Genomic DNA, 22,328 nt, shown 5'->3' with positions numbered 1-22,328 from the left:
CGTTGGGATAGTACCTCAACCTCAGCACACCAGATGATTCGACTTCGCTCAGCATGACGTTTTTTTGTGCCCATCTACTTCCACCCGTCTTCTCCCTCCATGCACTTTTTCTGCACCCCGCCCAGTAGTATCGCAAAATCAGTCTTTCATCAAGTTACCCTGACTCTGGGGATAGGCCTAGGGCTGGCCTACGGGGCCGCGGCCCAAACCGTGCAAATGACCGTGCAGCCCGGCGACCCGAAGGTGCAGGTTAGCAAGCACATTTACGGGCATTTTGCGGAACACCTGGGCCGCTGTGTGTACGATGGGTTTTGGGTGGATGAAAAGCTGAACGTGCCTAAACAAGGCCGCATCCGGATGGATATTGTGGAGGCTCTGCGCAAGATTAAAGTGCCAAACCTGCGCTGGCCAGGCGGCTGCTTTGCCGATACGTACCACTGGCATGATGGGGTGGGGCCCACGGCTCAGCGCCCCAAAATGCTCAACATGTGGTGGGGCAATAATCTGGAGGACAACTCCTTCGGCACGCACGAGTTCCTAGAGCTGTGTAAGCTGCTTGGCACCGAGCCTTATCTGGCGGCCAATGTAGGCAGCGGCACCGTGCAGGAAATGGCCGGCTGGATGGAGTATCTCAACTCTAACAGTGATACGCCCCTGGTAATGGAGCGCCGCAAGAACGGCCACCCGGAGCCGTACGGCGTGTCGTGGTGGGGCATTGGCAACGAAAGCTGGGGCTGCGGCGGCAACATGACGGCCGACTATTACACCGATGTGTATAAGCGCTACGCCACCTTCGCGCATAACTACCCCGACAGTCCGCCGCTCAAGAAAATCGTGAGCGGGGCCAACGGCGACGATGCCAACTGGACGGAAACCTGCATGAAGAAGATTCCGCTGAACATGATGTGGGGCCTGACGCTGCACCAGTACACGCTGCCCACCGGCAGCTGGACGGGCAGCAAGGGCAAGGCCACCGGCTTCAACGAGCAGGAGTACTTCAATACCATGCGCAACTGCCTCAAAATGGAGGACATCGTGACGCGCCACTCCGCCATTATGGACAAGTACGACCCCCAGAAAAAGGTGGCGCTGCTGGTAGACGAGTGGGGTGTGTGGACCGATGTGGAGCCCGGCACCAACCCCGGTTTCCTATACCAGCAAAACTCCCTGCGCGACGCACTAGTGGCCGGTACCACGCTCAATATCTTCAACAACCACGCCGAGCGGGTACGCGGGGCCAACCTGGCCCAGGCTGTAAACGTGTTGCAAGCCCTGGTGCTGACGGACAAGGAGCGCATGCTGCTTACGCCCACCTACCACGTCTTCGACCTGTACCAAGTGCACCAGGATGCGCAGCTGCTGCCCTTGCAGTTCATCAGCCCAGAGTATGTGATGGGCAGCGAGAAAATCCCGGCGCTCAACGCCTCGGCCTCGAAGGATAAGAACGGAATGGTCCATATTTCCCTGGTCAACCTCGATACCAAGAAGAGCCAGAAGCTGGAAACAGCCTTGGCAGGCGTGAACTGGAAATCCGTTTCCGGCCGCATTCTGACCTCGCCCAAAGTCAACGACTACAACACCTTCGAGAAGCCCAACAATGTGAAGCTAGCCAGCTTCAACGGCGCCAAAAAGCGCGGCGACAAGCTGGCTGTGGAAGTGCCGCCACAGTCGGTGGTGGTGCTAGAGCTGAAGTAGTAAAATGAATAAAAAAGAATGTCCTGCTTAGTGCCGCTGCAGTGTATCGTGCTGAGCTAAGAACGCTGTAGAGACGCCACACATGGCGTCTCGGCGTTGAACGACTGGCCTAGAACAAAGGCAGGTAAACAACATCAGCAGCGATTGAGACGCGAAGTGTCGCGTCTCTACAAACTGGTATCGTCAGCAAGCTCACCTTGACGTTCAGATAATACCCTTCCGATCCATATGAAAACCACCCTGTTCCCTGTACGCAAACTCTCCTTGGCGGCCCTGTTGATGGGTGGCCTAGGCCTGCTCAGCAGTCAGCGCCCCGCTCCCGAGAAAACTCTGAAAGAGGCCTACAAAAACTATTTCCCAATTGGAGTAGCCGTGGGCGCGCAGCAGCTGAAAGGCGCTGAGGCGGAGCTGATCAAGCAGCAGTTTAACAGCGTGACGCCGGAAAACGCCATGAAAATGGGCCCGATCCATCCGGAGGAAAACCGCTACTTCTGGACCGACGCCGACGCCATTGTAGACTTTGCCCAGCAGAACAAGCTGCGCGTACGCGGCCACAACTTGCTCTGGCATGAGCAGACGCCCAAGTGGTTGTTCAAGGACGCCGAAGGCAAGCAGGTGAGCAAGGAAGTGCTGCTGAAGCGCCTGCACGACCACATTTTCACGGTAGTAAAGCGCTACAAGGGCAAAATCTACGCCTGGGACGTGGTGAATGAAGCCATTTCCGACAACCCCAACGAGTTCTTGCGCGACTCAGAGTGGTACAAGATCTGCGGCGAGGATTTCATTGCCAAAGCCTTTGAATACGCCCACGAGGCTGACCCCAAGGCTATACTGTTTTACAACGACTACAACACCGAGCGCCCCGAAAAGCGGGAGCGGGTGTACAAGCTGCTCAAGAAGCTCAAGGATGCCAAAGTGCCGATTGATGCTGTAGGCCTGCAAGGGCACTGGTCGTTGCAGGAACCCACCGAGGCGGAGCTGCGCAAGGCCATTGAGCAGTATTCATCCCTGGGGTTGAAAGTGCAGATTACCGAGCTTGACGTGTCCATCTACCCGTGGGAGAAGGAGCGGCGCGAGCGGCGCCCGGGCGAGTCGGATGCCTACACGCCGGAGCTGGAGCAGAAGCAGGCTGAGCAGTACAAGATGTTCTTCCGCGTGTTCCGGGACTATAAGAACGTGATGACGGGTGTTACCTTCTGGAACGTGTCGGATCAGTACAGCTGGCTGGATACTTACCCCGTGGCTGGCCGCAAAAACTATCCTTTGCTCTTCGATCAAAACCTGAAGCCTAAGAAAGCCTATCAGGAAGTAGTGAAGTTTTAACACCATAGAACCAGCTTCCCTGCCTTCTTCGGAAAGGAGGGAGGCTGGTTCCCTAATAATATAGTCGTAGCTAATCAGCTCATTCCTTTCCCGCTCTCATGTTCACTCCACATTCCCACACTGCAAGGCCCGCAAAGTTTGCGCGCTGGCTGTTCGGGGCGTTTCTGCTCCTCTTACTGGCCTACACCCCAAGCTGGGCAGACACGCCGCCTGGCCTAGGCGATGCGTATGTTTCTGCGAAGAAGAGCAAAGGCAGCTTTACCTTGGCGGCTTCCGGCAAAACCGCGCCGCTGTTTGCCAGCTCCTCCGACTGGCCTGGTGTGCTGCGCGCCGCCAAAGACCTGCAGGCTGATATCAACCGCGTAACTAAGCTGCAACCGACACTGACTACCGATCAGTCGCCGAAGGGCAAAGAGGTAGTACTCATTGGTACGCTGGGCAAAAGCCCACTCATCGATCAGCTGGTAAAGGATAAGAAGCTCGATGTGTCGGGTATTGCCGGGAAGTGGGAGGTATCGTTGGTGCAAGTAGTGGAGAAGCCGATGCCGGGCGTGGATCGTGCGCTGGTAATTGCCGGCAGCGACAAGCGCGGCACCATCTATGGCATCTATGACGTGTCGCAGCAGATGGGCGTATCGCCGTGGTACTGGTGGGCCGATGTGCCGGTAAAGGAGCAGAAGTCGCTGTACGTAGCGGCGGGTCGTCATTCACAGGGCGAGCCGGCGGTGAAGTACCGCGGCATCTTCCTGAACGACGAAGCGCCCGCACTGAGTGGCTGGGCCAAGGAGAAATTCGGGGGCATCAACTCCAAAATGTACGTGCATGTGTTTGAGTTGATTCTGCGCCTGAAGGGCAACTACCTGTGGCCCGCTATGTGGGGCAATGCCTTCAACGACGACGATAAACAAAGCCCCGTGCTGGCCGATGAGTACGGCGTAGTAATGGGTACCTCTCACCACGAGCCCATGCTGCGCGCCCAGCAGGAATGGAAGCGCTACGGCTCTGGGCCCTGGAACTACCAGACCAACCAGAAGACGCTGCAGGATTTCTGGCGCCAGGGCATCGTGAACATGGGCACTCACGAGAGCATTGTAACCATTGGCATGCGCGGCGACGGCGACGAGCCCATGAGCGAGGAAAGCAACATCTCCTTGCTTGAGCGGATTGTGGCCGATCAGCGCAAAATTTTGGCTGAAGCTACTGGCAAGCCTGCCGAGCAAACGCCTCAGCTCTGGGCCCTCTACAAGGAAGTGCAGGACTACTACGACCGTGGCATGCGCGTGCCCGACGATGTAACGCTGCTACTCTGCGACGACAACTGGGGCAATATCCGGAAGCTGCCTAAGCAAACTGAAAAGGCCCGCAGCGGCGGCTACGGCATCTACTACCACTTCGACTACGTGGGTGGGCCTCGTAACTACAAATGGCTCAATACAAACCCGCTGCCCCGTATCTGGGAGCAAATGCACTTGGCCCACGAGTACGGCGCCAACCAGATCTGGATTGTGAACGTGGGCGACCTGAAGCCCATGGAGCTGCCAATTAGCTTCTTCCTAGACTACGCCTGGAACCCCAACCGCATTAAGGCTACCGATGTAGCGGCCTACACCCAGCGCTGGGCGGCTCAGCAGTTTGGTGCCAGCAACGCCACCGACATTGCCGACATCCTGGCCAAGTATGCCAAGTACAACGCCCGCCGCAAGCCCGAGCTGCTGGATCAGAATACCTACAGCCTGGCTACCGGCGAGTGGGCCACGGTAGTAGCCGACTACAACAAGTTGCTGGCTCGTGCGGAAGCCATCAATCAGAAAATTCCCGCTGCCTCCCGCGACGCCTATTACCAGCTAGTGCTCCACCCAGTGCAGGCCTGCGCTAACCTGAACGAGCTTTACTACACCGTGGCCCTTAACCACGAGGCCGCCAAGAAAGGACAGGCTAACACGAATGAGCTGGCCGAAAAAGCCAAGGCCTTGTATGCCAAGGATGCGGAAATCACGAAACGCTACCACGCCGTGGCCGGTGGCAAGTGGAACCACATGATGGACCAGACCCACATTGGCTACACGTATTGGCAGCAGCCCAACGAGCAAAAAATGCCCGAGGTAAAAACGCTGACCAACGCTAGCGCATCCACGGCTAATGTTGCGCCGGCTGCGGCTGCTAGGCCAGTGGGTGCACCGGGTACCGGCGCAGGTTTCCTGGAAGGCAACGGCTACGTGAGCATTGAGGCCGAGCATTATACCAAAGCGGTAAATGCTGGCGCCGTTACCTGGCAAAACCTGCCCGATTTAGGCCGTACCCTGGGCGCTGTAACGGCATTCCCCGTAAAGGCTGCGCCGGAAGCTGCTCCCGGTGGCCAGTCGCCCCACCTGCAGTACACCATCACGCTGCAGCAGGCCGGCCCCGTTACGGTGCACACTTACTTGGCACCCACACTGAATTTTACCAACGGACAAGGTTTGCGTTACGCTGTGTCTATTGACGATGAAGCGCCCCAGATTGTGAATCTGCACACTGGCCTAACGGCCGATAATGGCAACAGACCCTGGGAACGGGCTGTGGCTGAAAGCATCATCATCAAGACCTCACAACACAACGTAGCGGCCGCTGGCACGCATACCCTCAAGTTCTGGCGCGTAGACCCCGGCGTAGTGCTGGAGAAGCTCGTGGTTAGCCGCGGCGAACTGCCCGCCAGCTACCTCGGCCCACCAGAAAGCCCCTCAGGATCTGCCGCTGGCAAAGGCAGCGTAGGTCGCCGATAGCATAACGTATATTTGAAAGCAGCTTCCATCCAGTTTCCTTCGGGCTTGGGTGGAAGCTGCTTTTGCCATTTGATTACAGACAAGGCCCGGCAGTACGCTGGCCAGAAACAAGTTGATTGTTATGCAGAATAGGTGGTTGCTTTTGTGTGCTTGGCTAGCCCCCGGGCTTGCTGCTGGCCAGACAAAGTTGTTGGAAACCTTTCCGGTATCGGCAGTGCAGTTGCTGGCCAGCCCTTTTCAGGTGGCTCAGCAAACCGATAAAGCCTACATGCTGGCGCTGAGCCCCGATCGGTTGCTGGCGCCCTACTTGGCCGAAGCCGGCTTACCCACCAAGGCCGAGCGCTATGGCAACTGGGAAAATACTGGCCTAGACGGGCACATGGGCGGGCATTACCTCTCGGCACTGGCCTACATGTACGCCGCCACTGCCGACGCGCAAGTGCAGCAGCGGCTCACGTACATGATTGACCAGCTGGAGCGGTGCCAGCAGCAGAATGGAAATGGCTATTTGGGCGGCGTGCCCGGTGGCCGGGCCATGTGGCAGCAGGTAAAAGAAGGGCGCATCGATGCCAATAGCTTCGGGCTCAACCAGAAGTGGGTGCCCCTCTACAATCTGCACAAAACCTACGCTGGCCTCCGTGATGCGTACGTGGTAGGCGGCAACGAGAAAGCGAAGGGAATGCTGATCAAACTCACGGATTGGTGCCTTGATCTGACGGCCAATCTTTCCGATGAGCAAATTCAGCAGATGCTACGCAGTGAGCACGGTGGCCTAAACGAGATATTTGCCGATGTGGCCCAGCTAACGGGTGATGCGAAATACCTGCGCTTGGCCCAACGCTTCTCGCACCGCGCGGTGTTAGACCCGTTGCTGGCGGGCAAGGACGTACTCAACGGTATGCACGCCAACACGCAGATTCCAAAGATTATCGGCTTTGAGCGAATTGCAGAAGTAGGCGGCGACCCGGCTTGGGCTGGTGCGGCGGCCTTCTTCTGGAAGACGGTGGCAGAAAACCGTACCGTATCTATTGGGGGCAACAGCGTGAGTGAGCACTTCAATCCGGACAACAATTTTACCTCCATGCTGGAAAGCACCGAGGGGCCGGAAACGTGCAACACCTACAACATGCTCAAGCTCAGCAAGCAGTTGTATTTGACAAGTGGCTCCACCAGCTACCTCGACTACTACGAGCGGGCTACCTACAACCACATCCTCTCCACACAGCATCCGGGGCAGGGCGGGTTCGTGTATTTCACGCCCATGCGCCCCCGCCACTACCGCGTGTATTCGCAGCCGCAAGAAGGGTTTTGGTGCTGCGTAGGGTCGGGGCTGGAGAACCACGGCAAGTACGGCGAGCTGGCCTACGCCCACCGCGGGCAGCAAGAGGTGCTGATAAACCTGTTTCTGCCCTCGCGCCTCACCTGGCCCGAGCAAGTCCTGACGCTAACCCAGGAAACAACTTTTCCCCGCGAAGAACGCTCGCAGTTAAAGCTGCAGCTGAAGAAGCCCCGTCAGTTTGCGCTCAGCATCCGGCAACCCAACTGGCTGCCAGCGGGGCAGATGCAAGTGCTCGTGAATGGCAAGCCAGCAACTACTAGTAAGCTCTCGCCGGGCTACGTTACGGTGCAGCGCAAATGGCGCACCGGCGACGTAGTAACAATGGCACTGCCCATGCAGACGAAGGCGGAGTATATGCCAGACCATTCGCCCTGGGTGTCGTTTGTGCACGGGCCAGTGGTGCTGGCCGCCGTTACCGATACCACCGATTTGGTGGGGCTGCACGCGAACGGCCAGCGCATGGCCCACGTAGCTAGCGGGCCGCTGTACCCACTGGAGGATGCTCCAGTACTCGTTTCGGCGGGCCAAGATGTAGCTGCCGGTATCACGCCGGTGCCAGGTGAGCCCCTTACATTTTCGGCAGCGAAACTGATTGACTCCGACAAGTACCGCAACGTGCGCCTGGTGCCGTTCTCCCAGATTCACGATGCCCGCTACATGGTGTACTGGCCCGTGACTACCCCCGAAGGTCTGGCAGCGCGCAAAGAAGAAATCCGGCGCAAGGATCAGGAAAAGCGGGCCCTGGAAGCTCGTACCGTTGACCAAGTGACGCCCGGTGAGCAGCAGCCGGAGTCAGACCATGGGTTTCAGGGCGAGCAAACTGAATCGGGTAGCCACCGCAACCGGCACTGGCGGCACGCCAAAGGCTGGTTCAGCTACAACCTGGGCAACCCCAACCGCGCCGCCCGTGCGTTGCGTGTGACCTACTCCAGCGGCGACAAAGACCGTCAGTTCACTATACTGGTGAATGGTACGCCACTAACGAAAGTAACCTTGCAGGGCAACCCCCAGGGCGACTTTTATGATGTGGATTATGAACTGCCCAAATCTCTGCAGCAAGCCAACGCGCCTACTACGCTCGTAGTAAAGTTTGAGGCAGCCGCTGGCTCGACGGCTGGCGGCGTATTTGACGTGCGCCTGCTGAAATAAAGCCCTGCTTCTTCGGGTGTGCCCCGTGAAACGGTAGCCTATTTTATGGGGTCCGCTCTAGGCCAGTCAAGAACACACTTGCCTTGGGTCACGTAGGTATTCGCCGGCGAAGAAGTTCTGTTTTCTTGCTTTAGCACCACTTGTTTGCCGGCATAGCCGTTTATAAGCCGATAAACCGGCCGCAGCAACGCGTGCCATCTTTCTATTAACCTTTCCGCTATGCACTCTACTGTTGTGCCATTTGGCCGCACTACTGATGGCCATGAAGTCCAGCTTTTCACGCTTACCAATAAAAACGGCCTGCGGGCAACCATCACCAACTATGGTGGCACCCTAACCAGCCTGCTAGTACCCGACAAAAACGGGCAGCTCGGGGATGTGGTGCTGGGTTTCGACAATGTAAGCGGCTATCAAAGCCCCGAGTATCTGAAATCGGGACCGTACTTTGGGGCGCTGATAGGGCGTTTCGGCAACCGCATTGCCAAGGGCAAGTTTACGCTGGATGGGCAGGAGTACTCGCTGGTTACCAACAACGGGCCCAACAGCTTGCACGGGGGCTCCAAAGGCTTCGATAAAGTAGTGTGGCAAGCCGAGCCTGGCACTTCCGCCGACGGCCAAACCCTCACGCTGACTTACCATAGCCAGGATGGAGAAGAAGGCTACCCCGGTAACTTGGAGGTGAAGGTGGTGTACACCCTCACCAACGACGATGCCCTACGCATCGAGTACACCGCCACTACTGACCAGGCTACGCCCATTAACCTAACTAACCACGCCTACTTCAACCTAGGCTTAGGCCAGTTGCCCGACGTGCTAGGCCACCAGGTAACCCTACACGCCGACCGCTATACGGTGGTAGATGACACAGCCATCCCGACCGGCGAGCTGCGCCCCGTGCAAGGCACCCCGTTCGATTTCACTGCTCCCCACGCCATCGGCGAGCGAATTGCCCAGGTACCCGGCGGCTACGACCATAACTGGGTGCTCAACCAAGGTCAGCAGCCCATCGCCAAAGTGGTAGAGCCCACCACGTGCCGCGTGATGGAGGTACTGACCGACGAGCCGGGCGTGCAGTTTTACACCGGCAACTTTCTCGACGGCAGCCTCACCGGCAAAGAGGGCGTAGTGTATGGCAAAAACGCGGGCTTCTGCCTCGAAACCCAACACTTCCCCGACTCGCCAAACCAGCCTAGCTTCCCCAACACCATCCTTCAGCCCGGCCAGACCTATCAATCCACCACGGAATACAGATTTAGCGTGCAGCAGTAAGATTTTATAGTCTTCAGAACATCATGCTGAGCTTGCCGAACCGAAGGTCGCCGTAGGCAAGCATCTCTACCGCTTCGTTGTGGTTCTAGGCCTATAAATAGCATATGGTAAACATGCTTTGACTCCACTTGCACGTCATCCTGAGCAGCGCGAAGGATCTTCTCACGAGTGAACGATTGGCCTAGCGTCACATGCTGCCGTGACAAGATCCTTCGTTGCACTCAGGTTGACGTGCAGACAAGGCACGCAAAAAAGGCGACCAGCTAGCTGGTCGCCTTTTTTGCGTAAGAAAAGTCGCTGTCAGGCAGTGGCCTAGGCCTGTGCCGACAGCTCTTGGATGAGCTTCTGCACACCTTGCTCGGGGTTGGCACCGAGGTCTACGCGTAGGGTACGGCGGTCGTAGTCGCGCAGGGCCTGCAGGTCACCTTGGGCCTGGGCATTCTTCAGCGTGCCGAAGGTGTATGAGCGGCCGGGTAGGGGCAGGTCGTTGGGGTTTTCTGCCGTCAGTTGCAGGAACAGGCCGGTGTTGGGGCCGCCTTTGTGGTACTGACCGGTTGAGTGCAGGAAGCGGGGGCCGTAGCCGAACGTGGTAGCCACGTGCAGGCGCTTCTGCAGCAGGGCACGCAGCTGGTCCATGGCTTCGTTTAGGGCTGGCGACTCCGTCAGGTACGCCTGAATAGACACGTAGTCGCCGGGATTGGTCTGGAAGAACTGGGTGAGCAACTCGCTCGCCTTGCCCGCGGCGGGTACGCCGTAGTAGCTCAGGCCATCGGCTGACAGCGCTTTCTCTTCCTCGGGCAGCTGGCCTTTCTCCGTCACCTCCTTCATCAGGCGGTCGGTGGCGGTTTTGGCGGCCTGCACGTTGGGCTGGTCGAAGGGGTTGATGCCGAATACAGCGCTGGCCACGGCCGTAGCCACTTCCCAGCGGTAGAACTCCTGGCCTAGGTCCAGCGGCTCCTGCATCCGGATGCTGATAACTGGGTGGCCGGCTTGCTGCAGGGCCTGCAGCTTCTGCTGGTTGGCCTCGTCGGCTTCGTTTTGGTAGCCCACGTACACAAATACGCGGTCCTGACCGTAGAGGCTTGGCTCGGTTAGCGGCTCGCCGGCTACGGGTAGAATGCCCTTGCCCAGCTTACCGGTGCTTTCGGCAATGAGCTGCTCCAGCCATAGGCCTAGGTCGTGCAACGACTGTGGCACTACCAGTGTGAGCTTGTCGCGGCCTTGCTCGGCCAGTACGCCCAGGGCGGCACCCAGCTCCAGGCCGGGGTTTTCGGTTACTGGGCCGTAAGCGCCGCAGGCGCGCATCATTCGGATGGCGCGCTCCAGCACCTCGCCCACGGGAATGCCGTAGAAGGCGGCAGGCACCAGCCCGAAGTAGGTGAGAGCCGAGAAACGGCCGCCTACTTCCGTGAAGTTCAGGAAGATTTTGCGGTAGCCCTCTTTCGTGGCGGCCTCAATGAATTTAGAGCCGGGGTCGGTAATGGCCACGAAGTTCTCGCCGGCTTTGTCGCCCTTGAGTTCTTTGAGGCGGTTGTAGAAGTAGTCGCCGAAAGCCAGGGGCTCAGCCGTGGTGCCCGATTTGCTGGCTACAATGAACAGCGTCTCGGTCAGGGGCACACTTTCCTCAATCTGACGAACGGTGCCGGGGTCGGTGGTATCCAGAATTGATACCTCCAGGCCATCGGCGCTGCGCTCAAACGACTTCTGGAACACGATGGGCGCCATGGAGCTGCCGCCCATGCCCATTACTACCACGTGCTTGAAACCGGCGGCACGTACTTCCTGTACAAACTGCTCAATTTCGGGCACGGCGCTTACCATAGTTTCGGCTACGCGCAGCCAGCCCATGAAGCTGCGGATGCTCTCCTGCGCCTCGGCGTCTTGGGTCCAGAGCGAAGCCTCTTTCTGCCAGAAGCCCTCGGTGAAGTTCTGCTCGTTGAACTTCTTGATTTGAGCATCTACATCAGCTTGGTACTGGCCTAGCTCGTAGGTGGCGGGGGCTACGGTTTCAGCTAGCGCGTCCTGGCGCTGCTTTTCCAGCGCAGCCATCAATTTGCCAAAAGGCTCCTTGAATTTCTGAGCACCTTCGGTTTCCAGCTGGTTGGTCAGTTCTTCCAGGTTGATGCCCAGCTCCGGGAGACGGCGCAGCACATCGGCCGCCTTCTCAATTCCTTCTTCCAGACGAACAGCGGGCTTGCCCTTCTCGCGGAAGATGTCCAGCGTTTCCAGCGGAATTGTGTTTACGGTGTGCGGCCCAATCAGCGACTCCACGTACTTCAGGTCGTCGTACTTGGGGTTTTTGTTGCCGGTGCTGGCCCACAACAGGCGCTGGGTGTTAGCGTCTTTCTGCTGAAGTGGGGCCCAACGCTCGCCTGCGAATATCTCTTTGTAGATCTGGTAGGCCTGCTTGGCGCTCGAGAGGGCTACTTCGCCTACGAGGCTTTGCGCCAGTTCGCCTTTCTCACCGCCTTCAGCCGCCAGCTTTTCCAGCATGGGGTCAATCAGCACGTCAATGCGCGAGAGGAAGAAGCTGGCCACGGAGGCAATGTTGTCAATGGGCAAGCCAGCCGCGGCGCGGTCTTCGAGGCCCGCAATGTAGGCTTCGGCCACGGCGCGGTAGCGCTCCAGCCCGAAGATCAGGGTTACGTTTACGTTGATGCCCTCCGAGATGAGGCGGCGGATGGCGGGGAGGCCTTCCAGCGTGGCGGGCACCTTAATCATGACGTTGGGACGGTCTACGGCTTTCCAGAAGCGCATGCCTTCCTCAATGGTGCCCTCGGTGTCGTTCACCAGCTCCGGCGATACTTCCAGGCTCACGTAGCCGTCGCCGGAGTTATCGTTGCTGTCGTAAAGCGGGCGGAACAGGTCGCAGGCCAGCCGCACGTCGGCAATGGCCAGCTCGGTGTAGATTTCGTCAACCGATTTATTCTGCAGGGCCAAAGAACGGATGGCTGCATCGTAGTCGTCGGAGCCGCCAATGGCTTTCTCAAAAATGGCGGGGTTCGAAGTCACGCCGCGCAGGGAGTCTTCGGAGATGAGCTTTTGCAGCTCGCCGTTTACCAGAATCTTACGACGGATGAAGTCGAGCCAAATGCTTTGGTTGAATTGGCGAATTTCTACTAGTGCGTTCATTAGGAATGAGGTATGTAGGGCAAGATTAAATTACGTGTGCGCTCCATAGGGCAGAGGCGCAGGTTCAGGCAGGACCCGCCGCCCTGATCAATATGGCGAAAACCCGATTTTCGGCGGAAAGCTACAAAAGTTCGAGGCACTGCGGGAAGCTAAATGCGCCCCTATATTCTCTCAATGACTATTCCGGCTCCTGTTAGGGATGGCTGTGCGCAGCCAAGGAACCGATTATTCAAATGGGCAGTCCATCCTGCCAAGACCTCTGCAATTCAGTTGGCCTAGGCGACTAAGGTACGTGTAGCGCGGAGGCAAGTACGCAAAATAATGACCGAATATTCACAATCGATTGTGTAATATTAAGCGATTCTACGAGGCTGCCGGTTGGCTCGAGTTAGTCTCTAGTGCCAACTCGACTGAAAATGGGCAGTTGCTACGGTTTCAACCCCTATTTTTGATTTTGGTCGCAGGGTATTCAGTAAATGAACAGATACTCGGGTGAGCTGTTACTCTGTGCTGTCAGTGGGAAAGCAACTTTTGCGCTCTAGGCCACTCCATCAGCAGAAACCTTGTCTTAATGAAGACCGCGCGTCTATATTTTCCAGTGCGTATCCGGTGAAAGAGTACCTGCTGTTTGTTGATACGGAAACCACGGGGTTGCCCCAGCGCTGGAACAAGCCCTACTCGGCGGAGCGCAACTGGCCCTACATTGCGCAGCTGGCCTGGGGCGTGTACACACCAGATGGTGAGCTGGTGAAGGCGGAGAACCACTACTTGCGCGTACCGGCTGGCCGTATGCAGGCTTCCGCCGTGGCTATTCATGGGCTCACGCCGGAGTTTTTACAGGAGCAAGGCCAGGACCCACGCGCCGTGCTGGAAATGCTGCGTCAAGACCTACTCACGTATCAACCGCTGGTTGTAGGCCACTACCTGCAGCTTGATTTCCATGTAATAGGGGCGGGGTTTTACCGCGCTGGTCTGGAGAACCCGTTGGCGGCGCTGCCCACCCTGTGCACCATGCAGCTGACACATATCAGTCCGCCGCAGCAGGGGCGGCGGTATTTGCGACTAGGAGAACTGCACGAGCAGCTGTTTCACACGCCTATGGTGCTGCAGCACGATGCCTGGGCCGACGCGCAGGCTACGGCCCACTGCTATTTTGAGATGCAGCGCCAGCACCTGCTCACGGAGGAGCTACTGCAGCAGCAACGGCCCTTGCAGGTGCCACCGCCGGTATCGCCCCAAAAGCGCTGGCCGTTGTTAGCCGCCTTGTTCACGGCTGCTATATTGGTGGCACTTTACCTGATCTATGGATAACCGATTAGCCTTTCTCAAAACCGTTGAGCCCTTCAGCCTGCTGCCCGTGGAGGTACTGGAGGGCGTGGTAGACTTGCTGCAGGAAGTGCAGTACCCCAAAGACGCGCTCATTTATCAGCAGGACGTGTCGAAGCTGCGGGGGCTGGATATCATTGTGGAAGGGGAGTACGAAACGTTTTTCTACGATAGTGAGCAGCAAAAGCGCCTGCCCGAGGTGTATGGCCCCGGCACCTGCTACGGCGGCATGTCTATTCTGCTGAATAAGAAACGCTCTTTGCGGACTGTGTGCGCGCGGCGCGGCACCAAGGTGCTCTCGCTGCCGCGCCGCGACTTCCGGGGGCTGTGCCTGGCCTACGAGCCCTTCTTTCACTATTTCACGGCTCGCTACGGGCAGCGTATGCTCAACGAGGAGTATGCCCACTTCGTGAAGCCCACGCCCGCTCCAGAGCAGAACTTCATTGCCGCTGACCAACTCTACTCGCGGCGGTTGGAAACCCTGGAGGCCCGCGATATTGTGTCGTGCCCTGGTACCACACCTATTTATGTGGCCGCCAAGCTCATGGCCGCCGGCAAGGTCAGCTGCCTGTTCGTGACCGACGAAACGGGCAAAATTGTGGGCTATGTAACCGACATCACCCTGCGCGACAACGTGGTGGCGCGCCAGCTGGATGCCGCTAGGCCAGTCTCGGAGGTTACGGATACGCCCATCGTGTCTATCCGCCGGGATGCCTACGTGTATGAGGCCATCCTGCTCATGTTCCAGACCAAAACGCGCTACCTGCTGGTGGAGCAGCGGGGGGAGTACGTGGGTTTCCTGAGCCGTAACAAGCTGCTGAGTGATCTGGCGCAGTCGCCGTTTATGTTTATTCAGGCTGTGAAGCTGGCCCAGAGCACCCGCGAGCTGAAGCGCCGCTGGGGCATGGTGCCCGACATGGTAAACCAGCTCCTGAGCCGCGGTGTGAAGCCCGAAATCGTGAATCAGGTGATTACCACCGTGGCCGATACCATCGCCCTGAAAGTAATTGAGGGCGTGCTGGCCGAGCAAGGTCCGGCGCCGGCCAAGTTCGTGTTCATGGTGCTGGGCAGCGAGGGCCGCAAGGAACAGACCCTTGTTACCGACCAGGACAACGCCATCATTTACGAGGACAAGGCCAACGAGCAGCGCGAACTGGTGCGGGAGTACTTCCTGCGCTTCGCCACGTCAGTTTCCGATCAGCTCAATGACATTGGCCTGCACTTCTGTTCGGGCGGCTTCATGGCTAAAAACCCCAAGTGGACGCACTCCCTCTCGCACTGGAAGCGCAACTACCACCAGTGGATGAGCGAGTCGAACGCCGAAACGGTAATGAAGTTCTCCACCTTCTTCGACTGCCGCTACCTCTACGGGGAGGCCAGCATCATGGATGAGCTGCGCGAGTTCCTGCACGAGGAGCTGCAAGGCCCCCTGGATCGGTTTCTGTTCCTGATGGCCAAAAACGCCCTGCAGTACGAGCCGCCGCTGACGTTCTTCCGCGGTTTCCGCACATTCACGCAAGGCACCCAGCAGGTGTTCGACCTTAAGAAAACCATGTCGCCGATTGTGGATCTGGTGCGGGTGTACGCTCTCAAAAACCAGATTTTCGCTACGAACACCGGCGAACGACTAGCCCTGCTGCGCGACCGGGGCGTGTTCACCGCCAAGGAGCATGAAGAGCTACTCCAGGCCTACTACTACCTGATGGGCATGCGCCTGAAAAAGCAGGCCCGCCAGATCAGCGACGACCACACCGCCCCCACCAACTACCTCGACCCCAAACAGCTCACCCAGGTAGAGCAAGTAACGCTCAAAGAAATCTTCAAAGTCATTTCCGACTTTCAGCTCAAGATAAAAGTAGGCTTCACGAAAGCGCTGTAAGCACAAGTGCACACTGAAAACACGTCATCCTGAGCGGAGCGAAGAATCTTCTCACGTCAGAAAAAGGCGCTAGGCCAGTCGTTCATGCGTGGTAAGATCCTTCGCTCCGCTCAGGATGACGTGTTTTGGTGGTTTTCTTGCATCCGTGCAGGGAGACCCCACCCCCGTCCCCTCCCCTCCGGGAGAGGGGGCCAGACGACAGTTATGTTAAAACGCACCCCTCTCCTGGAGGGGACGGGACGGGGGTGGGGTCTCCCGTTGGCTTCTCGTTCACTCCCTAACGAACAGCCATAACTGAGCCTTACTGCGCCGCGGGTTGGCATACGGGGCAGGTGTAGGTAGCGCGGCCGCCCACGTAGTTCTTGTCGATGCCCGTGTCGGGGTGGCGGGGGCAGAACTGGTGCTTGTCGGAGCCGGGCGTGGCGGAGTCATCCCACTCGCGGGCGTGAATGAGGAAGCTGGCGGGGAAGTGCCGGTAGGTGGCCTCGTGCTTGATGGCTGTAGTCAGGACCAGCTGAATTGCCTCGTGAAGAGCCTCGAACTCAGCGTCGGTGAGTGTGTTGGCGATGCGCTCCGGGTGAATCTTCGCCTGAAACAAGACCTCATCCACAATCCAGTTACCGAGGCCCGCCGTGATGCTTTGGTCGAGCAGCAGGGGCTTGATGAGGGTTTTGCGGTGGCTTAGCTTGGCCTTGAGCTGCTCAGTAGTGATGTTCAGGGCATCGGGGCCGATCTTCTTGGCTTTCTGGTAGGCCTCTACGCTTTCCGCCAGCCGGATGCGACCGAACTTGCGCGGATCTACAAAAGCCACTCGCAGGCCTGTGTCGAGGTGCAGGGCCACGCGGGTGAAGCGGGGGGCATCGTGCTCGTCGCGGTAGGCGCCCACGTCGCCGGTCATTCCAAAGTGTAGTACCAGCACCTGGCCGGTACTCAGCTCCAGGAAGCAATTTTTGCCGAGACGGCGCGTGCCGGTTACCCGGCTCCCCACTACTGCGTGGCGGAGCAGGTCTTCGCTGGTGGCCAGCACGTGCGCATCTTTTACTTCAAAGGCAACAATGGTCTGGCCCACCACCAGTTCATCAATAAAGCGGCGGTAGGTTTCTACTTCGGGTAATTCGGGCATAACAAAATCTGCGTGAGAAGCGGGGCCCTGACAATACGGCGAAGTGCCAACCGAGGTGGCCTAGAGCGACAACTTGCCCTCTACCACCACCACGCCGGTACCGCCAATCTGCACGGCCTCCATGGCCTCGGGTGGGCCCATTACCGAAACCTGCACGGTGCCGGGGCGGCCCAGCCAGTGGCCCTGTTCAGCTACAAAGTTTGGCCCCGATAAGTGCCCGTAATGCCACAGATACGCCGCCATACCGCCAGTGGCCGAGCCCGTCACGGGGTCCTCGGCAATATCAGGCGGCGTGCAGAAGTGGCGAGCGAAGGTTTGGCCGGCCGCGGTGACTCCTTCCAGGCAGAAGAGGTGGGGGCTGAAGAAGTCGGAGCTGGCGCGGTAAGCATCTAACGCAGCTGGATCGGGGAGATAGGCGCGGCGAAGCGTAGCAGCATCGCGCAGCAGAATCATGAGCTGGGGCGTGCCCGTGCTTACCGTTTGCACCGGAGCGCCGGGCAGCACATCCTCAGGCGTGAGACCGAAGAGGGGCAACACCACGGCCGGATCGTGGAGCTGCCCGAACACCGGCTTGCGCTGCGTCATGATTACTTGCGCTAGGCCACTCGGAGTAGCCGGGGGCAGCACATCAATCCGAATGGGGCCGTGCAGCAACTCCAGCTGCAGCGTGAGCAGCTGATTGGTCGGCCGAGCCAGCCGGCCCGCGTGAAGTAGGGCCGTGATGGTGGCAATGGTAGGATGACCGGCCAACGGAATTTCTTCGGCGGGTGTGAAGTAGCGCACCGCAAACTCCGCCACTTCGGAGCGGCGCACAAACGCGGTTTCCGACTGATTAAACTCCCGGGCCAGGCGCTGCATTTGCTCGTCGGTAAGCCCATCTGCGTCTAGCACCACAGCGCACGGGTTGCCGCCCAGCGCCACATCTGTGAAAGCATCAACCAATAAGAAAGGATAAGAAGCCATAAGGGAATGCCAAGTGAAGCCCGAAGGTACATAGCCGACTAATGTACCTCGCTAGAGACGAGCTAACTCAGCCTTTGCACTACGTACCTGGTTGTGGTTACGTAAGGCTAATTCGCGCCACGTAGCCCTCGACGCCAGAATAGTACCCTACATGCCGCACCTTGGTTATGTACCTGGGGAGGGATACACCTGCTGGCTGCCGTGGTTCCTTTATTATTGGGCACTGCGGTACTGGCACTGCCAAAAAGGGGGCAGCGCCACCGGCAACTTGGATACGCCTACGTAGGTGGCCTAGCGGTAATGCTGACTACCTCCTTTGCTATTTACCGGCAGTATAATGGCTTTGGCATTTTTCACGTGGCGGCTATCCTTAGTGCGGCAACGTTGCTAGCGGGGATGTTGCCGGTTTGGCGCAAGAGGCTAGTGTACAACTGGCTACAACTGCACTACAGTTTTATGTACTTGTCGGTGCTAGAGCTTTATGTGGCGCTGGTAGATGAAGTGTTGGTGCGGCCGTAAAAGCCCTGCCAAGAGCATGAAATTGCGGGAAGCACTTATTTAAAATAGTAATACCACTTTGCCTTGTGTCCGGCGAAATTCTAGGTCGTGCTGCGCGGTTTGTACGGCGCTGATGGGGTACATCTGAACTACCAACTTCAGTTTGCCCGCCTTGTAGTAATCAAGCAGCTCATCAGTGTACTGCCTGATTTTGCTCATCTCGGCAAATACCGAGTAGCCGCGCACAGCCTGCGCTTGCTGCATCAGTTGCTGGGCCTCTAGCCGGGTTGGTTCGCCACTGGCGGCGCCATAAATCACCGCGGTGCCGCCGGGGCTGAGCGCCTGCAGCGCTTGGGCTCCCACCTCGCCGCCCACAGCATCAAAGGAGGCCGCCACGCCCCAGCCATCCGTGGCCGTGCGTACCTGCTGCACCCAGTCGGTATCGGCGTAGGTTACTGCTGCGTCGGCACCGTTGGCGAGGGCGGCGGTCTTTTTCGTGGCGCTGCCAACTGCGGCAATTACGCGCATGCCTCGGTTTTTGGCTACCTGCACCAGCAGGGAGCCCACGCCCCCGGTGGCCGCCAGCACCAGCACTGACGCGTAGTTTCCGGTGTTGAGCAGGCCTACGGCTGTAGGCCCCTGCGACAACAAGGCTGTGGCCTCAGCCTCACTAAGCTCAGCTGGTAAGGGAATTGTTTGGGCGGCTGGGGCCACGGCATATTCGGCGTAGCCACCACTAGGCAGCCAAGCCATTACCCGCTGCCCAACGGATACACTCGTGACTCCGTCGCCAGTGCTTTCGATGGTGCCTGCTACCTCATAGCCCGGCACGTAGGGGAGGGGAAGTGGCCTAGGCGAGGTGCCTTTACGCTGCCAGATGTCGGCGTAGTTTACGCCGGCAGCGGCCACTTTGATCAGTACTTCTCCAGCCTCAGGTCGGGGCATGGGCAAGTCAACTAACTGTAATACGTCGGCCTCGCCGTGCTCTATAAACTGTACTGCTTTCATTGTATCTCGTGCCTATTGGCATCAGGTGGTTGCGCGTACGTGCAACTAGTGTCCGTAAATCGGCAAATGGCCAGCTAATACTTCTTGGTAGCATAGGCTGTGCCCAGCGGATACTAGCTAGCCGGACTCATGCCGCCTCGTGGTGTTTTAGGTTGGGAGGGGCTAGCTTACCAGGGAATTTCACCCGTGATTGGGTTGTGCTCTTCGCTAATGAACTTGCCCGTGGGGCCCTCCGGCCCTGTCAGCACGTACTTAGCAATGCGGGCGGCGGCGTCTTCCACGGTGCCGGTGCCGCGGTGGTTGTTCAGGTCGGTGGCGGTGAAGCCGGGGTCTACGGCGTTAACCTGGAAGGCAGTATCGCGCAGCTCGTAGGCCAGTACGATGGTGTACATGTGCAGCGCCGCCTTCGAGGCGGGGTACACAGCCCCCTTGTGGTTGTAGTATTTCCAGCTCGGGTCGCTGTGTAAGGTCAGCGAAGCTCCGCTCGAACCCACATTCACGATTCTTGGCTCGGGCGAGTGCCGCAGCAGGTCAATAAAGGCCTGCGTGACCCGCGCCACCCCGAACAGGTTCGTATCGAATACATCTTGAAACGCGGCCACACTAGTACCCAGAGCCGTTTGCGGTAGCCCGCCGGTAATAGCAGCGTTGTTAACGAGGGCATCGAGCACTACCGTTTTCTGACCAATTGCGGCCCGGGCGGCCTGCACCGAGTCGTCGCTACGCACGTCGAGCTGAACGGCTTCTACTGCGGCAAGGCCTTCGGCCCGGAGTTGCTCGGCGGCCTGCTGGCCACTGGCCTGGTCGCGGCTGCCGATAAATACGTGGTACCCTTGCTGGGCGAGCTGGCGGGCGGTTTCAAGGCCGATGCCCTTATTGGCGCCCGTAATAAGAACGGTTTTCATGATCGAAAGCGAGTTAGTTTGCTCTGCAAAGGTCCCTCGCTTGCTATGGCCAGCACTTGCCATTTGGCAAAAAGCGCTTCAGCGGATATTTTTGCGGATCCGGCTCAGTGACGATGGAGTAATACCCAGGAAGGAAGCCAGATGCGCCAGCGGAATGCGGTTGGCTAGCTGTGGGTAGTTTTCCAGAAACTCTAGGTAGCGGGTAGTAGCATCCTGCGACACTAGGGGGCTGATGCGGGCCAGCTTTTCCCGCAGGTGCTTGGTGGTTACTTGGTGGAGAATATCGCGCCACCCCACAATGGTGTTGCCCAGCTCATCCCAATCGCGCTTGGTAAATACCAGTAATCGGCAATCAGTCACGGCCTGCACGTACTCCGCGGAAGTCAGGCCGTATTCAAGACCCCGGAGGTCGGTAGCCAGGTGCAGTTCATCGATAAAATTGCGGGTGATTTCCTGCCCTTGGTTGTTGTAATAGCAAATGCGCAGCACCCCTTCCAGCACAAATCCCACGCGCCGGGTTACTTGCCCCGCTTCCAGAAAATACGCCTCCTTAAGCAGAAACAGCGGGGTGGCTTTGCTGGCAATCAGGTCGAGCTGCTGGTGGTTGAGCGAACCAAACTGCAGCAGGTAAGCTAAAAAATCATCCATGCCGGCAAGTTACCGGAACAACGTGGGACAGTACTTGTCATTTGACAAAAAGCAACGCTAGCTAGGCCAGTTCAGCTTACTATGCACCCACAATTTGCTGGGCTGAATCAGTTATCTATGCCCAACTATCTTGCTCATGGCTGGGCCTTAAGAAATCTTCCACTCTAGGCCACCGCCTAAAACAAAACTGCCTGCCTTCCGAGGAAAGCAGGCAGGTAAGTCAAGCAACTAATTACAGCTTAGGAAGGGTCAGAAAGCATAGCCACCTGACGGCCTGAATTATCAAATATGCCCCCGGTTTTGCTGATGTAGAGGCGGCGCTGTTGGCCATCCACTAGCACATACGGGTAGTTGATGCTCTCGGAAAGGGCAATACGACCAACTACTTGCGCCGTGCGCTCCTCCGGATCAATCTTCACCACGTTCAAGCGGTTCGTGAGGTAGTACGGAATGTTAGGGTTGTCGCGGAAGGTAATCTTACCCAGGATGCTCACTGGCGACGAGGAGGTAGCCACGGTCCGCACGGGAGCAGTTGCGCGGTTTGCTAGCACCGCTGGGGTAGCCGAAGGGGCTGGTACGCGGGTGCTGGCCACAATTTGCTGGTTAGCGCGCTGCCAGCCTTCCCCAATAGAAGTCAGACGGGTGCTCCGGCCCGGGTGAGTAGGAGAAGCCTCATCATCGGATACGATAGCCATAGCTGCCTGCGCCTGTGCCAGGCTAGCCCCCATCTTCCGCAGCACAAAACCCGAAAACTCGTCGGCTTCCAGCTCATCGGTGGGGTTAGAGCCACCGGGCTTCAGCGTATGGCCGTTGAGGTGGTGACCCATTTCGTGGGCCAGAATGCTGATACCTGCCCAGTCAGTACGACCAGCCCGGTTCACAGCTCCCACAAATTGAGGGTTGTATAAGAGGTAACGCTTGCCGCCGTATACCACAGCCGCGGCGTTTTGTACTTCTGTGGTTGCGCGTAGCTCAAAGCGCGGCTTGAGACCTACTACGTCGGTAATTTCACGTAGCACGTCGCGCTGCCCGCTAGTAGCCGACTGTGCTGATGCCGACCCAACGGCCAGCCACAGAACCATCAGTAAGCTCGCAACTTGGCGATATAAACGGAGTCGTTTCATGAAAATGTCCTGTTGAAGTGTAAGAGCTAAAAGACAATAACCTTGCCGAAATCAAAGCCTGTCTTTTTGCCGTTGAGAGCATGTATTGGGAGGGTTGACAGCAACCTGAATCAGTAGTGCAAAGCTTTTTACGGTAGGTTATTGCTGCCTTATAGTGTGCTGCTGGTATTTGTTAAACACAATTA

At 58.0% G+C, this 22,328-nt stretch carries 15 protein-coding genes; 8 read left to right on the top strand and 7 right to left on the bottom strand.

Annotated features, from left to right (window positions below):
• Positions 1 to 99: 99 nt before the first annotated feature.
• From EU557_RS14750 to EU557_RS14730, 5 genes are all read left to right on the top strand, one after another.
• Positions 100 to 1,695: an alpha-N-arabinofuranosidase gene (locus EU557_RS14750; RefSeq protein ID WP_135531231.1), complete on the top strand. Its 1,596-nt coding sequence runs from the start codon at positions 100 to 102 to the stop codon at positions 1,693 to 1,695.
• A gap of 228 nt (positions 1,696 to 1,923) precedes the next feature.
• Positions 1,924 to 3,018, top strand: coding sequence for an endo-1,4-beta-xylanase (locus tag EU557_RS14745; protein ID WP_135531230.1), 1,095 nt, complete (start codon positions 1,924 to 1,926; stop codon positions 3,016 to 3,018).
• Between the two features lie 98 nt (positions 3,019 to 3,116).
• Positions 3,117 to 5,780 (top strand): glycosyl hydrolase 115 family protein, encoded by a 2,664-nt coding sequence (locus EU557_RS14740; protein WP_135531229.1) that lies wholly within the window; start codon positions 3,117 to 3,119, stop codon positions 5,778 to 5,780.
• Positions 5,781 to 5,970: 190 nt separating this feature from the next.
• Positions 5,971 to 8,268, top strand: a complete 2,298-nt coding sequence (locus EU557_RS14735; protein ID WP_210116059.1) for a glycoside hydrolase family 127 protein — start codon at positions 5,971 to 5,973, stop codon at positions 8,266 to 8,268.
• Between the two features lie 219 nt (positions 8,269 to 8,487).
• Entirely contained in the window at positions 8,488 to 9,537 is a 1,050-nt protein-coding gene (locus tag EU557_RS14730) for an aldose epimerase family protein (protein WP_135531227.1), read from the top strand.
• Between the two features lie 312 nt (positions 9,538 to 9,849).
• Here EU557_RS14730 and EU557_RS14725 read toward each other — a convergent pair whose 3' ends face one another.
• A complete protein-coding gene (locus EU557_RS14725; RefSeq protein ID WP_135531226.1) occupies positions 9,850 to 12,669 on the bottom strand; it encodes a bifunctional transaldolase/phosoglucose isomerase in 2,820 nt (939 codons plus the stop codon).
• A gap of 609 nt (positions 12,670 to 13,278) precedes the next feature.
• Between EU557_RS14725 and EU557_RS14720 the strand changes: the two genes are divergently transcribed.
• Together EU557_RS14720 and EU557_RS14715 are read left to right on the top strand one after the other, a co-directional pair.
• The gene (locus EU557_RS14720) at positions 13,279 to 13,980 is read left to right on the top strand and encodes a 3'-5' exonuclease (protein WP_167855221.1); all 702 of its coding nucleotides are present in this window, start codon (positions 13,279 to 13,281) and stop codon (positions 13,978 to 13,980) included.
• On the top strand, positions 13,973 to 15,874 hold the full coding sequence (locus EU557_RS14715) for a DUF294 nucleotidyltransferase-like domain-containing protein (protein ID WP_135531224.1): 1,902 nt from the start codon (positions 13,973 to 13,975) through the stop codon (positions 15,872 to 15,874). The genes EU557_RS14720 and EU557_RS14715 overlap by 8 nt, the downstream gene beginning before the upstream one ends.
• Positions 15,875 to 16,175: 301 nt before the next feature.
• Here EU557_RS14715 and mutM read toward each other — a convergent pair whose 3' ends face one another.
• Positions 16,176 to 16,997 carry a DNA-formamidopyrimidine glycosylase gene (gene mutM / locus EU557_RS14710; protein WP_135531223.1) on the bottom strand — a complete coding sequence of 274 codons (822 nt, stop codon included), beginning with the start codon at positions 16,995 to 16,997 and terminating at the stop codon, positions 16,176 to 16,178.
• A gap of 60 nt (positions 16,998 to 17,057) precedes the next feature.
• Complete coding sequence (locus EU557_RS14705; RefSeq protein WP_135531222.1) at positions 17,058 to 17,960, bottom strand: PhzF family phenazine biosynthesis protein; 903 nt, start codon at positions 17,958 to 17,960, stop codon at positions 17,058 to 17,060.
• Between the two features lie 300 nt (positions 17,961 to 18,260).
• Here EU557_RS14705 and EU557_RS14700 point away from each other — a divergent pair, with 300 nt between their 5' ends.
• Positions 18,261 to 18,479, top strand: a complete 219-nt coding sequence (locus EU557_RS14700) for a hypothetical protein (RefSeq protein WP_210116058.1) — start codon at positions 18,261 to 18,263, stop codon at positions 18,477 to 18,479.
• A 39-nt stretch (positions 18,480 to 18,518) separates the two neighbouring features.
• Here EU557_RS14700 and EU557_RS14695 read toward each other — a convergent pair whose 3' ends face one another.
• From EU557_RS14695 to EU557_RS14680, 4 genes are all read right to left on the bottom strand, one after another.
• Entirely contained in the window at positions 18,519 to 19,466 is a 948-nt protein-coding gene (locus EU557_RS14695) for a quinone oxidoreductase family protein (RefSeq protein WP_135531220.1), read from the bottom strand.
• Between the two features lie 167 nt (positions 19,467 to 19,633).
• Positions 19,634 to 20,371 carry an SDR family NAD(P)-dependent oxidoreductase gene (locus EU557_RS14690; RefSeq protein WP_135531219.1) on the bottom strand — a complete coding sequence of 246 codons (738 nt, stop codon included), beginning with the start codon at positions 20,369 to 20,371 and terminating at the stop codon, positions 19,634 to 19,636.
• Positions 20,372 to 20,449: 78 nt separating this feature from the next.
• The gene (locus EU557_RS14685) at positions 20,450 to 21,019 is read right to left on the bottom strand and encodes a Crp/Fnr family transcriptional regulator (RefSeq protein ID WP_135531218.1); all 570 of its coding nucleotides are present in this window, start codon (positions 21,017 to 21,019) and stop codon (positions 20,450 to 20,452) included.
• A 239-nt stretch (positions 21,020 to 21,258) separates the two neighbouring features.
• A complete protein-coding gene (locus EU557_RS14680; RefSeq protein WP_135531217.1) occupies positions 21,259 to 22,143 on the bottom strand; it encodes a M48 family metalloprotease in 885 nt (294 codons plus the stop codon).
• Positions 22,144 to 22,328: the final 185 nt, after the last annotated feature.

It is taken from the genome of Hymenobacter wooponensis (assembly GCF_004745865.1).
Lineage (GTDB): Bacteria > Bacteroidota > Bacteroidia > Cytophagales > Hymenobacteraceae > Hymenobacter > Hymenobacter wooponensis.
Note: the sequence above shows the minus strand (reverse complement) of the source record. Positions and strands in the feature narration are given on the sequence as shown.

Excerpts from the sequence above, each read along its gene's own strand:
- EU557_RS14725 (WP_135531226.1), bottom strand. The coding sequence starts at position 12,669 with ATGAACGCACTAGTAGAAATTCGCCAATTCAACCAAAGCATTTGGCTC.
- EU557_RS14740 (WP_135531229.1), top strand. The coding sequence starts at position 3,117 with ATGTTCACTCCACATTCCCACACTGCAAGGCCCGCAAAGTTTGCGCGC.
- EU557_RS14730 (WP_135531227.1), top strand. The coding sequence starts at position 8,488 with ATGCACTCTACTGTTGTGCCATTTGGCCGCACTACTGATGGCCATGAA.
- EU557_RS14750 (WP_135531231.1), top strand. The coding sequence starts at position 100 with ATGCACTTTTTCTGCACCCCGCCCAGTAGTATCGCAAAATCAGTCTTT.
- EU557_RS14695 (WP_135531220.1), bottom strand. The coding sequence starts at position 19,466 with ATGAAAGCAGTACAGTTTATAGAGCACGGCGAGGCCGACGTATTACAG.
- EU557_RS14685 (WP_135531218.1), bottom strand. The coding sequence starts at position 21,019 with ATGGATGATTTTTTAGCTTACCTGCTGCAGTTTGGTTCGCTCAACCAC.
- mutM (WP_135531223.1), bottom strand. The coding sequence starts at position 16,997 with ATGCCCGAATTACCCGAAGTAGAAACCTACCGCCGCTTTATTGATGAA.
- EU557_RS14700 (WP_210116058.1), top strand. The coding sequence starts at position 18,261 with ATGCTGACTACCTCCTTTGCTATTTACCGGCAGTATAATGGCTTTGGC.
- EU557_RS14680 (WP_135531217.1), bottom strand. The coding sequence starts at position 22,143 with ATGAAACGACTCCGTTTATATCGCCAAGTTGCGAGCTTACTGATGGTT.
- EU557_RS14690 (WP_135531219.1), bottom strand. The coding sequence starts at position 20,371 with ATGAAAACCGTTCTTATTACGGGCGCCAATAAGGGCATCGGCCTTGAA.
- EU557_RS14745 (WP_135531230.1), top strand. The coding sequence starts at position 1,924 with ATGAAAACCACCCTGTTCCCTGTACGCAAACTCTCCTTGGCGGCCCTG.
- EU557_RS14715 (WP_135531224.1), top strand. The coding sequence starts at position 13,973 with ATGGATAACCGATTAGCCTTTCTCAAAACCGTTGAGCCCTTCAGCCTG.
- EU557_RS14705 (WP_135531222.1), bottom strand. The coding sequence starts at position 17,960 with ATGGCTTCTTATCCTTTCTTATTGGTTGATGCTTTCACAGATGTGGCG.